Here is a 12,500-nt window from a genome sequence, read left to right on the forward strand (position 1 = left end):
TAAATATTAATAAATCCGGTTTACTTGTTTTCATATATTTAAAGCTTAATTAAATATCTAAAGAGTTTGAATTAATATTTTATTCAAGCATAAATATCATTAGATGCAAGCTCGAAATAAAGCATTCGTAGTTGAGAATACGAATTTAAATTAGCACAAGCTAGGTAAATTATCGTAAATCAGTTGTAAAAATTTTATGAATTTAAAAGTGAGAGGAATATTATGTTGTCTAATAACTTAACAATGTACAAACTGTGGGAACTAGTACAACCACATCCTTTTAAACCCAATTCTAATCAAGAAAAAGCTATTCTCCATACGCAGGGGCCATTATTTCTAACAGCGGGCCCTGGTTCAGGGAAAACGCGAGTATTGCTGTGGCGAACTTTGAACTTAATTGTTTTCCATGATGTTAAGCCAGAAGAAATTTTCTTAGGTACATTTACAGAAAAAGCTGCATTCCAGTTGCAAGAGGGATTGCGCTCACTTCTTGGTATTGTAACCAACATAACGGGTAAGCCTTATGATATATCAGGAATGTATGTTGGTACAATACATTCTTTATGTCAAAAGCTTCTTAAAGAAAGAAGATTATCAAACAATGATAAGAAAATCATTACACCTGTTCTAAAAGACCAATTAGGTCAATACTTTTACATTTCTAAAAGTTCTTACTGGAAAAAAATTACACAAGTTGGTGACTTTACAGGTGATGCAAATTTTATTATCAATCAATATTTTGATAAAGGTTCAAATTCAAAGCATAAAGCTGTAATTAACTGTATGTCTTTGTTTAACCGATTTTCAGAAGAATATTTAGACCCAATATTGGCTAAAGGAAAAGTCGATAATGAGGTTTTAGATGGCTTAATTGATATGTATACTTATTATAAAGACTCTCTTCACGAAGCAGGTAAATTACCTCAAACCGATTTGTCTCTTATACAGCAACAAGCATTAGATGTATTAGCTAATTCATATAATTCAGAGCAAATTTTTAAGCATGTTATTATTGATGAATATCAAGATACAAACACAATTCAAGAAAAACTTGTTTTTAAACTTGCCAGTGGTCATAACAATATTTGTGTTGTTGGTGATGATGACCAAGCTCTGTACCGTTTTCGAGGCGCCACGGTTGAAAATTTTGTTGATTTTCCGTCTCGTTGTCAGCAGTACTTCGGATGTGATGCTGAAGAAATACCTCTAGATATTAACTATCGTTCAAGACAGCAGATAGTTGATTTTTACGGCAATTTTATTAACAGTACTAATTGGAGAAAAGCTTCTGGAACAGGTTTTTACCGAATTCACAATAAAAATATTAAAGCTCATAGCCAAGATGCGAATACATCGATAGTTGTGAGTACCCCTGCTAAACCAGAGCATGTGTGTAGTGAAATTGCAAGTTTAGTAAAAAAATTAGTTGATACAAACAAGGTACAAGACCCCAATCAAATTGCATTTTTATACCCTTCTCTCAAAAGCCCACACGTAGAGAAGATGATTGGCGCCTTGGAGCAAGTTGGTTTAAAAGTCTACGCACCAAGAGCAAGACGGTTTCTAGAGGTTCCGGAAGCTGTTGCTGTATTTGGTATCTACTTAAAAATTTTTGGTCAACCAGTACGAGGCGCTTTTCCTGGAGCAGACTACAAAAATTTTCATGACTGGATGGATAAATGTGTCAATGTAGCTGATCAACTTATAGAAGCAGATACAAGTCTTGACGAGTATGTTAGAGAACGACAAGAAGAAATTGAAAAAGTTACCAGCGACCATCGAATATTACTAGAAGTTGTTGAACAAAACCAATGGGATTTGAGTCAGCCATATGATATTGGTTTAATGAAGCGCGCGCTGTATGGTGCTAGGGGTTTATCAGGCACAGCAAAGAAAGCTTTAGGAAATATTTACTTTGAACGTATTATTGAGAAGAGAATAGCAGAAAATAAACCTTTCTCGTTAAAATATGTTGTTAATGCCGCATCATCTGTAGACTGGAGTGTACTTGATTTATTCTATCGTCTCTGTATTTTCAACCATTTTAAAACAATGCTTGACTTAGCAGAACAAGGAGAAGACGAGGGACCAGTTTATAGTATGGGGCTAATAACTCAATATCTTGCCCGCTTTACAGAAGAATATGCTTCTGTTATTACTGCCCAATTTCTTCTTAATGATAAATTTCAGAATACTTTTTTTACAGGTTTTCTCTATAGCTTATTTCGTTTAGGTGAATCCGAACATGAAGATGCTAACGACCCTTTCCCCAAAGGCAGAATTCCATTTTTAACTATTCACCAATCTAAAGGTTTAGAATTTCCTGTCGTAGTGTTAGGAAACCCTAGAAAAGATGATAATGGACCACAGCGAGTAGAAACAATTGTTTCACCTTTATTAAATAAAAAGGGTGAACCACTGGATAGAATGTCAGAGTTTGACATTATGCGAATGTTTTACGTCGCGTTGTCTAGAGCAAAAAATTTAATGATAATTGCTCATTATAAAGGGACAGGGCAGAGACTTAATGAACCTTTCAAAACCATATTGAATGGAAATGTCGCGCGCATTCCTCGTTTTGATATAAACACATTACCGGAAGTAAAAGAGGATGTTGATGAATTACCAAAGAACTACTCTTATACAAGTGACTATCTACTTTATCAACGCTGTCCTCGGCAATATATGGTTTTTCGTAAGTATGGGTTTATTCCATCTAGATCACAAACCATGTTCTTTGGAAGTGTTGTTCATAAAACAATAGAAGATTTGCATTATTTACTTATGTCAAGGAGGCAAAAATAAATGATAGATTTTAATATGGAAGCAGAAATTACTCGTATGTTTGAAGAAAACTATGAGTTAATGCGACTCGAAGGTGGTCATGCTTTATCGGCTGATGTAAAAAATGCTGCCTTACAACAAGTACTATTATATTGGCGTAAAATGCAACATATTGCCGAAAAAGTAACTGATACTGAAGTAAGGTTAAATTTACCTGAACAGATAACACCATCAGGGCGTAAGTACGGTATTGAAGGTGTTGTAGACATTATTTGTGAACACGATACAACGGTGATGTATGATATTAAAACTCACGACGCAGAATACGTTAGAGCAAATACATCTGAGTACGAAAAGCAACTGAATGTATATGCCTATATTTGGCAAGGTTTAAGAAAAAAGCAATTAGATGAAACTGCAATTATTGCTACTTCCTATCCAGAGTCTCTTAAAGATGCTATTATTACAAATGACGAAAAGTTAATTATTAAAGAATTAGAAGACTGGAACCCATTAATTGATATTCCTTTTAATCAACAAGATGTTGAGGCAACAATTCAAGATTTTGGAGAGGTCGTTGATGCAATTGAGTCAAGGGTATTCCAGGCGCCAGACGTAGATAAACTAAAGCAACTGTTACCTGGAAATAAAAATACATTTGCAGTTCAAGTATGCCGCAACTGCGATGCTAGATTTTCTTGTTCTGCTTATCGTGATTATATTACGTCATCTAGCTCTAAGTCAGATTCTATGCTAAAGCGATTTTTAAATGATTTTGAGCGCGACCTCGAAAATGAAGATTGGCGAGTTTCTAATTTAGAAGTTACATTGTCAGTCGATGAAGAGGAAAATTAATTATACGTTATCTTAATTGGCGCCTGTTTACCAGTACAAATGCCTTACTTAGAAAGCAGCGACTGTATCAGGTAACAACCTGGAGAATGCAAGGCATATCTATATATAGGTGCCTATTATTAAATAAAAGCAGCAATTAAAACCTTAATTCAATTTCACAAGTGCAAAGACTTTAATATTTTGAACAAGCTTCGTAGGCGCCTGCGAGAGTTAAAGTAATTTAGGTATTAGTACAAATGCGGACAAATGTCCAACTATAACTGTATCAATACTACATGGTACCCACAAAACTCAGTCAACTAATTTGAAGAATAAGGAAAAATATCATGAACACTGTAAAGGCACTACCAGCATTACAAGGTTTTGTCCAATTCGGGAATAACATAACTATTGATGCTTTTCTGCTCTCTTCAGGTGAAATCCGTTATAGCAAAACAGGCGCCGCAAGGTTGCTAAGAAAAGAAAGCACATGGATTAACGGATTGGAGTCTAAGACTCCAGAGTTATTAAAACTATTGCTAGATAAGGGTTATACGGGTTGGAGTCAACGAGTATCAGTTAAGCGTGAAGGTAAACGGGGCACCACCATAGCAGAAACAATTTCAGGTGACGACCTAGATATTCTTGTTGCAGTAGAAGCAGAACGAGGCAATAAAAAAGCGGCTGCATTACTGGTTTCTGGTTGGCGCCAGTATCGAATCGACCAAAGTCGTCGAGCATTTAGATTGTCCGAACGTGAACAATCTGAACGTTTAAACGACTTCGAGCAATGGCACGATGCTTACCTAGCGAACCAAGAAGATTGGGAAGTAATCGCCGAACAAGAACAATTCTTGCTTGAACCTGCGCTAAATTTTACTGTCGATGATTATGATTCAGACCCAGAGTGTTATCAAGTGCCATTCATTTTTAGAGCTTGAGTAGAAACTAAAGGAAAGACTACTTTCAATTCATAAGTTGTTTTTCTTGGATGCGGAAAATCCCGTATCCATAAATCTTTGTACATGGGTTCAATATATTTTAGGAGTGGAGGCGCCTTTCCTCAATCTCCTGCGCTACAGAACTCGCGTTAAGCCTTCATAGCTAGCAACTGATGAATCATTATTAGGGTGCGCTCCGCCACAAAAAATGTCATTGAACGCACCCTAATATGGCACCCTTTGGAGATGGCGCCCCTGAATGTCTACTTAGAGTCGGAAGCTAAATTCTTCAAGTAATAACTGCGGTATTTTCCATCGTGACGAAAGCGCAAGTAAGGATATGGTCCATAGCCATTTATCAGTTTCCACTCAATGGAGGCGCCTCCACGGGAACCACCTGAAGGTTTATCTTTATCGCTGTCTTCATCACTTGGATTATCAAGCGCTTCCAATAAAGCTTTCAAACAACTCAATAACTCTTCTAGTTGAGTTTTAGACATCTGTGCTGCTTGTTGTAAGAGCTTCTCTACAGTCTTACAATCATCCTGCTTTTCTTCTGTTTGCTCAGTTATGGAATTCTGATGGCTAGCTTTATAGAAACATCCAAATCAATTACCCATCTAGTTACCAAGATTGCAAGCTGGGGACTTGACCAATGTCCACAGCTTATGGCTACTTGAGGATGCCCCCAAGTCCCTTGTAAGTCAACAGGCTTACCTTTTTTCGTTGAAACTAAATCGGGTATAGAAATTCCTGTATTCATGGAAAGCTCATTTACCAATGCTTTGGTACTATTGAGTCTTAAATAATCGTTCAACTTTTTGTTGCTTGCTTTCGCTATTCCTGTGAGGTTGATATAGCCATCCTCACTGCGTTGCCCAATCTGCAACCCATTAACATCGTGAAGTATGATAGTCATGTGCGTTAGTCATGTAACGTACTACCTCTGGGGATTAAGGCTGTTTGCAGCAGCCATCCCGCGAGAGGTTTTTTATTATTTAATTTTAAAGCTTTTATTGATTGTTTTTTCAGAGCTTATAATATTTTACTTTTAAAAAAAGATATTTTTAAACTAATACTAATTTAACTTCAAACTCTGACCTATACTTGTTTAAAATTAATGATTGCAAAAAAGACCGCTCACTGTTTATGAATTAAATTTGTAAGCCATACATACAAAGAATCAATGCAAAGCGCCGTTACTTACACCTGACTATTGATAATTTTTATATAAGCTTATGCTCTATCACCACATATATAGAAATATGCTATGAACTATTTTCATCAAATTTTTAAATACTGGATGTGGCGCCACTCATTACCATAAGGATAATTTGTGATTTGTTTGGACATACACCTTGAAATGAAGGTGCCCACCATGTCTTAGTATTTTGAGGCACGTTCCTGCCCACTTCGTCTTGAAAATAATATATTTGTTTCATAAGTATAAATTACTTAGGGTGCGTTTATAGGCATTTTCTATTGCGGAGCGCACCCTAATAAACATGAACAATCTAACGCATGAAAAAATAATCAATTCTTTTCTGTGAAAGAATTAGAGTTGATTTGCACGTTACATCGGACAAGCACTCTTAGATGCGGGAAATCCCGTATCCAAGCAAAGTAGTATGTTCGTTCTAGTATGTACCTTAGAATGAAGGCGCCCTACAAGCAGTAAATATTTTGAGACACCACAAGCATCGCTTCACCTATAGTAATACACTTGCTCTATAAAGACAAATTACTTAGGGTGCGTTTATAGGCATTTTTTATTGCGGAGCGCACCCTAATAAACATGAACAACGTAGCACATAAAAAATAATTATTCCCTTCTGTGAAAGGATTAGAGTTGATTTCACGTTACATCTGACTTGACTTATAGATGCGGGAAATCCCGTATCCAAAACATAATCGTACATTTGTTTTAATATATTTTGGGATGAAGGTGCCTTTCATCAATATCTATCTTTATGGTTTGCGTTGGATAGTTACGGAAATTCCCGTATCTAAACAAAGTTGTTTGGACATATGCCTTGAAATGAAGGCGCCCTGACAACAGTTAGTATTTTCAAACACTACAGGCGCCGCAGAGTCCAAGCGAATAATATTTTTGTTTTATAAGTATAAATTACTTAGGGTGCATTTATAGGCGTTTTGTATTGCCGAGCGCACCCTAATATGTGAATATACAGTGACGCCCGCGACTAAATACTTAGGTATTTAAGTATCTAAGTATTTGTTAAATTGGTGCCTGTTTCACCTCATATAAACTCTAAAGCGCGTTAGTCATCGTCATTATCAGGCGCCCATCTATAATCAGGAAAGTCCTTTAATTTAATCGGGTCTAGGTATTCTCTAGTAGTTAAAACATAATCGTAATCTTCATATTCATCATCTGTTTCGTCTAAATCAATAACCTTATCTAATGTACTTGCAAGCAAGTTTTCAATCAACCATGACTTAGAAAGAGAAAAGTCACGCTTTAACCCTAAATAAATGGCACCGAATACAGCTTCAAACATTTCTGAAAAAAGCTTTCCTTGCCTATTTAAAATACTTCTTTTTAAACTTTTACCTAATAAGCAATATTGATGTAACTTTATTTGATAAGCGAACTTAGATAATTTTACTTTATTTACCAGTTGTTGTTTAAGTTGAGTTAGTTCGCCCTCTGCTAAATCTGAGTATTGTTCATATAAATAATCCGTAACAACGGCGCCAATTATGGCATCTCCCAGGTGAGCTAGTCGCCTGTACTCTTTTTCTTGTAATTTTTTTTTCTCTTTATCTATAGTTAACTCATGTAAGTATGACGGATGCATTAAACTTATTTCGATTAGTTCTTTATTTAAATCTGAGATACCAATGATTTTTAGAAATGCTTGAATATCTTGCTCACGTTTAGTAGTAGAGTAATGAAATTGTACCATTGTCTTAAGATATTGTTCTATGAATTACAAATGGCGCCTTTAATTAGGAAACACGAAGCGCGCGGCGAATGATACATCACTTGCGCTGCGTATTAGTTACGGGAAGATTACTCCTCAATCCGGGAAAATGCATAAGAATGAGAACAATTTTCAATTGATACAGTTTAGGCGCCTGGAGTCCTTCAGTTCTGGAGTGGCGCCTGCACGCCCATAATTTTTATGTGATTTAAACAAAAGGTTATAGTTCTGCCTAATAAAGTATAAATAATTACAATCAGAAAAATACGAAAGCTGGAAAACTACTGAGAGGATGTTTTTTTTAACTTCTCTTGGCTTTCCGTAAAACAAAAAAGCACACCAAGGGAACCGCTGCTCAAAAAAGCTCGGTAATCATTCGCGTTGCTAATTGCTGCTGTTTCTATATTTCTCTTCATACACTTATTAATAGAATCTTTTTCGTCAATGGCTAACTGCGTGTAACCTTTCCCGTAACCAATAAAATAACCATTCACTGCGGCAAGTACTGCAACAATTACTAAAATGTAGTTTAAAGTTTTGTGGTTCATTAATAAAAAAGCAATGATAGAACTATTTACGCTTTGTTGTTCGACTTCTTCAAACGGTTAGATGCCCACCAACGAGTAGTATTAGATACATGATAAACAATATCAAAATCTATCAGCAACAAATATAAAGTCTTAAAAGCAGCCTGATAAAGGTAACTTGCTAATGCCAATGTTGAAATACGATGTGTTTTGAAATATTTCACTACCGGAGCGCTCATACCAGGCGCCATGTAAAGACACAGGTTTATGAACGTCGGCACCAATTCACTGATTGCTAATTAATTGTGGCGCCTGCATTACAAAATCAACACTCAACTCTTTAATACATGGTCAATAGTTAAGAGTATTGTTTGTAAATTAACTCGCCTTGATAGTTCAAGTTTGTTAAACGGCGCTGCTGATTAAGTTCATATGTATTTATATGCTTAAAAAGTATCTGTGTATAGGCGCCTGCTATAAACCAGCAGCAATCAAAGCTTGAATATTCAAGTAAATCATTACTAATTATTTGAGTAATAGGCGCCTTTAATAGCCATATATGAATTTTTATTTCAGCAGATTTTATTCAAAAAACCTTGATGTACATTTTATATAAACTTTACGAATAAAATTATATGGCTTTAAGTTATATACATGAGACAGAACAATAGATTTGTTACCGTGGTATGTATGTGAAAAAAATTTGGATTATTTGACTGAACTTAAATTTAATAGTTGTATTCAAGTATTGAAGAATTAGAAATACAAGCTATCTGCATTCCGAAGAATGCTTGTTTTTTATAACTCAAATAATTCAAATCAATTGACTATTTATATTTAAAGGTTATACCCTAGATGAAATTAAATTTAGCACGCCCACTCGCATTTATTGATTTAGAAACAACTGGAGTAAATATATCTACTGACCGCATCGTACAAATAGCGGTTTTAAAGGTATTTCCAGGTGGTACAGATAAACTAAGACAACAAATACTTAACCCAACTATTCCCATACCTCTCGAAGCTTCGCAAGTGCATGGGATTTATGATAAAGATGTACTTGAGAAAAAGACATTTTTTGATGTTGCTCATGGAATCATGTATTTTATTGAAGATTGCGACATCGCAGGATACAACTCAAATAAATTTGATATCCCCCTACTGGTAGCTGAGTTTCTACGTGTAGGAATAGACTTTAAGCTTGAAGGTAGGAAGTTTATCGATGTTCAAACCATTTTCCATAAGATGGAACCTCGTAACCTGAAAGCAGCATACAAGTTTTACTGTGGTCAGGAGTTAGACGGCGCCCATAATGCTGCAAACGATATACGCGCGACTTATGAGGTGTTCAAATCACAGCTTCAAAGGTATGAGAATGTTGAGCTAGAAGACAATAACGGTAATTCATATCATCCAATCCAAAACGATATGGATGCTTTAGCTGGTTTTACACCGTTTGATTTACTCGACCCTACGAGAAGAATAGTTTACAACGATTCACATGTAGAGACACTTGCTTTCGGCAAGTACAATGGCAAAACTTTAGCAGAGGTTTATGCAACCGACCCTGGCTATTTGGATTGGATTATTAAAGGTGATTTCTCTTTATTCACGAAGAAAGCCGTGAAGCGAGTAGTGGAAGCTATGAAGAACCAATAGTTTTTGTGGGCACCTGTTGTTTGGGGTGGGTGCCGATTACAAGCTTGCTCTTTTATTTCCAATTTAGAAGGATATTGATAAACGTAGGCGCCTGCGCGTTCATAATTTTTATGTCCACTTGTATAACGAATATATAATACATGGGTTCTATTTGTCTGTGACGGCGCCGTATGAACATCTAGATTAAGTATTTAGGTGTTTATAGGTGTGGGCGCCTTATCGCGAGTTCAATATATAAGTGGGGCGACACAAAGCATGACGCCTACATTACCTGCGGGTGGAAGCATGAACTGAGCTTTTACCAACGTATTTTGAAAGGCTCCGAAATGTAAAACGAATCAGTACATTCTTTGTAATTGATGACTTCAACCCTAAACTCTTCTCCACCAGTCATTTTATTGGCATTATAAAAGTTACGAATTACATCGTCTTGTTTATCTTGTTCACGTTTAGGTACTCCCCATACAGAAGCTCCGACGCCTCCCTGAACTGTGCTGGCAAATGGATATTCGTCACAAGTTAACGCTATATCTCGAAATTCTTTTTTCCGAGCATCTGTTACTCCTCGGCGCCGATTGATTTTTGATAAGTGATTATTTCTGAAACTGCTGCAAGCTTCTTGTCTATTGTTTTTGCTTTTGTTTGGACCGCTATAAGTTAACAGTGAAGGTCTATTCCTGCTTTGAGCGTACCTAATATGCGCTCCAATACAAGGAAGATCGAGCGCGTTAATGGTCATCACTGGGAATTCTTTGTTTGTTTTTGATAAAGCTAGTTCTCCATCTGCCAAAGCCAAGATTAATCCTAAGCATAAACAGATAGTAAGAATTATCCTTTTGTAAAAATTACGCTTTGAAAATAAATTATGAAAATGGGATTTCATAAAGAGCTTAAACTTCAGTAATATTACTTATATTTTAACCATTAATTCCTTTGAAAAGAATAAACATTTTTAAATAAAAGACTAATTTTATATCAAGTCTTAGTAAAGCTAATTTTCGACAATAAAGGTAGAGTGTTCATCTACATAGTGTCAATTGATTGTTATAGGTACCTATTACTAAGTACTTGAAGATTTAAGTATCTAAGTATTTATTAGTGATGGCGCCTGTGTAACTGGTATAAGTTACGCTTAGGTGGTTACAGCTTTATGTCTCTGATAAATGGCGCCTTGGAGTGAAGTAAAATACACTGTATTTAATTAAATAGTTGCTGGTCAACGAATAACTCATCAAGTTCTGTTAGCAAGGCGCCGATGTCTTTACTATCAGTGAACTTGTCCCAAATTACCTTGATGTCTTTTTCGTAGGTACGCAGGTTAACTTCCTTAATTGTCAATAGCACTCGCTCTTTGGCTTCTGCTTCTGCTGATTCTTCCTCAAATTGGTTAGCTTGGGTCAAAGCAGTTTGTACTTTTAACAATAATGAGCGGAAGTGTTGCTTGCAGGCGCCTGCTTGGAGAGTCGTCGTTGTAGGTCAGACAGTAGGTTACGCGTGCAAGTCGTTAATCTTTCGATAAGCACTCAAGAATTTCAGTGAAGAACTGAGTATATCTATATATTATGCGTGAGTAGCTTTCATACAGCATTGTTTAAAAACGCCTAGATATTTATATGGTGGCGCTTTGGAAGCAATATAAAATGTTCAACGCTTTAAAATGCGTATATTTGTTCTAAAGACTTTTCTCTGGTCATAGGTTTTTCCTAGAACGAGACCAGGTTATCCGCATATTGTTCACAGTAGGCTTATTATTGTGCTGTGAATCAGGTGCCTGTATTATTTCCCTGTATAAGTACGTAGTATAGATTAATGTCTATTTATTTGCGTGTAACATGTATTACAGCTAATATAAGAATTTTCATTTAAACTGGGAACAGATCAAACAACATATTATTCTACATACTTAACAAGCTTGCGAAAACTCAGCAAATGTGCTGGCTTTTAACTAGTTTGATAGAGTATTAATTAAGAATCGATAGTATTTAGCTTGCTTACCAATACTTTACGTCGTGTGTAAGAAGCGTATTCATCATCAGTGGTCAATGTTTGAACTAGATTTTACCAAATAATCAAATAAATAAGCACTGATTATTTGGTGATAAGCGCGAATTAACTCAGTAATTTTACTTTTAATAGAATTACTTAGAATAGCTACAAATTAAATTGTATTTAGAGTAGAAGATATTTCTAATACAAGACTTTTGCTACAAACTTACAGGGTGTCAACGTTTTGAACTATAAAAATCAGCATTATGACGGTGCCAAGGAATTTCTACGAATATTTCCTGATGGCTAAAAATTTTTGCTGAAAATATAATGTTCAATATATCAAACATTCAGTAAATCCCAAAGTTTTTCTGAACGCTGTGGATACCCGTATACAAATGTAACTAAAAGCACCTAGTACATAATTAAAGCTTATAAAAATAGGTTGTGTATTTTAGTTTTAGGCGCCTGAAGAGTATCCTAGAAACTTGATAATTATTACTATAATTATTGTTCAAACAAGTATTTATTTTCATGAAGATTTATATTTTTTAGTTAATTCTCAACCTCTAGAAGTATTTTCATAATAATCTAATTATATTCGCGCATGAAGTTCGCGAATAAAGTAGTTTGGTTTTTATGAAATGTCAAAAAAATTATCTTCCCAAGAAGACATTATTATGCGTGCTGACATTCTTGCAGCATTAATGTCAAATCTTGAACGTGAGATTAAGCAGATAGCCAGGGCAAACGCATCTTAAATTGGCTTTGGGCAAGGAATAGCGGTCAAGTGGGAGCGCAGAGTTTCTTCAAATACGACT

At 35.6% G+C, this 12,500-nt stretch carries 12 protein-coding genes; 4 read left to right on the plus strand and 8 right to left on the minus strand.

The features are described 5' to 3' along the window. Positions 1-222 precede the first annotated feature (222 nt). The 3 genes from DSM106972_RS19790 to DSM106972_RS19800 all read left to right on the plus strand — a co-directional run bounded on the left by DSM106972_RS19790 (position 223) and on the right by DSM106972_RS19800 (position 4,559). The gene (locus tag DSM106972_RS19790) at positions 223-2,805 is read left to right on the plus strand and encodes a UvrD-helicase domain-containing protein (RefSeq protein ID WP_127082326.1); all 2,583 of its coding nucleotides are present in this window, start codon (positions 223-225) and stop codon (positions 2,803-2,805) included. Next, positions 2,806-3,639, plus strand: a complete 834-nt coding sequence (locus DSM106972_RS19795) for a PD-(D/E)XK nuclease family protein (RefSeq protein WP_127082327.1) — start codon at positions 2,806-2,808, stop codon at positions 3,637-3,639. A gap of 326 nt (positions 3,640-3,965) precedes the next feature. Further along, entirely contained in the window at positions 3,966-4,559 is a 594-nt protein-coding gene (locus DSM106972_RS19800) for a hypothetical protein (RefSeq protein ID WP_127082328.1), read from the plus strand. A 263-nt stretch (positions 4,560-4,822) separates the two neighbouring features. On the opposite strand, the gene DSM106972_RS19805 is transcribed toward DSM106972_RS19800, so the two are convergent. The 6 genes from DSM106972_RS19805 to DSM106972_RS19825 form a co-directional block, all read right to left on the minus strand. Beyond that, positions 4,823-5,059: a hypothetical protein gene (locus tag DSM106972_RS19805; protein WP_233786932.1), complete on the minus strand. Its 237-nt coding sequence runs from the start codon at positions 5,057-5,059 to the stop codon at positions 4,823-4,825. 68 nt (positions 5,060-5,127) lie between these two features. After that, a complete protein-coding gene (locus tag DSM106972_RS19810) occupies positions 5,128-5,478 on the minus strand; it encodes a KilA-N domain-containing protein (RefSeq protein ID WP_127082330.1) in 351 nt (116 codons plus the stop codon). 373 nt (positions 5,479-5,851) lie between these two features. Continuing rightward, positions 5,852-6,001, minus strand: a complete 150-nt coding sequence (locus DSM106972_RS51455) for a hypothetical protein (protein WP_158632849.1) — start codon at positions 5,999-6,001, stop codon at positions 5,852-5,854. A gap of 840 nt (positions 6,002-6,841) precedes the next feature. Beyond that, positions 6,842-7,489 carry a ribonuclease III domain-containing protein gene (locus tag DSM106972_RS19815; protein WP_127082331.1) on the minus strand — a complete coding sequence of 216 codons (648 nt, stop codon included), beginning with the start codon at positions 7,487-7,489 and terminating at the stop codon, positions 6,842-6,844. A 299-nt stretch (positions 7,490-7,788) separates the two neighbouring features. Next, entirely contained in the window at positions 7,789-8,055 is a 267-nt protein-coding gene (locus tag DSM106972_RS19820; RefSeq protein ID WP_127082332.1) for a hypothetical protein, read from the minus strand. A 26-nt stretch (positions 8,056-8,081) separates the two neighbouring features. After that, the gene (locus DSM106972_RS19825; protein WP_127082333.1) at positions 8,082-8,315 is read right to left on the minus strand and encodes a hypothetical protein; all 234 of its coding nucleotides are present in this window, start codon (positions 8,313-8,315) and stop codon (positions 8,082-8,084) included. Between the two features lie 574 nt (positions 8,316-8,889). Here DSM106972_RS19825 and DSM106972_RS19830 point away from each other — a divergent pair. Beyond that, a complete protein-coding gene (locus tag DSM106972_RS19830; RefSeq protein WP_127082334.1) occupies positions 8,890-9,693 on the plus strand; it encodes a 3'-5' exonuclease in 804 nt (267 codons plus the stop codon). A gap of 298 nt (positions 9,694-9,991) precedes the next feature. On the opposite strand, the gene DSM106972_RS19835 is transcribed toward DSM106972_RS19830, so the two are convergent. Then, positions 9,992-10,489 carry a NucA/NucB deoxyribonuclease domain-containing protein gene (locus tag DSM106972_RS19835; RefSeq protein WP_158632850.1) on the minus strand — a complete coding sequence of 166 codons (498 nt, stop codon included), beginning with the start codon at positions 10,487-10,489 and terminating at the stop codon, positions 9,992-9,994. Between the two features lie 401 nt (positions 10,490-10,890). Beyond that, on the minus strand, positions 10,891-11,094 hold the full coding sequence (locus DSM106972_RS19840; RefSeq protein ID WP_127082336.1) for a hypothetical protein: 204 nt from the start codon (positions 11,092-11,094) through the stop codon (positions 10,891-10,893). Between the last annotated feature and the right edge of the window lie 1,406 nt (positions 11,095-12,500).

The organism is Dulcicalothrix desertica PCC 7102 (genome assembly GCF_003991905.1).
Classification (GTDB): domain Bacteria; phylum Cyanobacteriota; class Cyanobacteriia; order Cyanobacteriales; family Nostocaceae; genus Dulcicalothrix; species Dulcicalothrix desertica.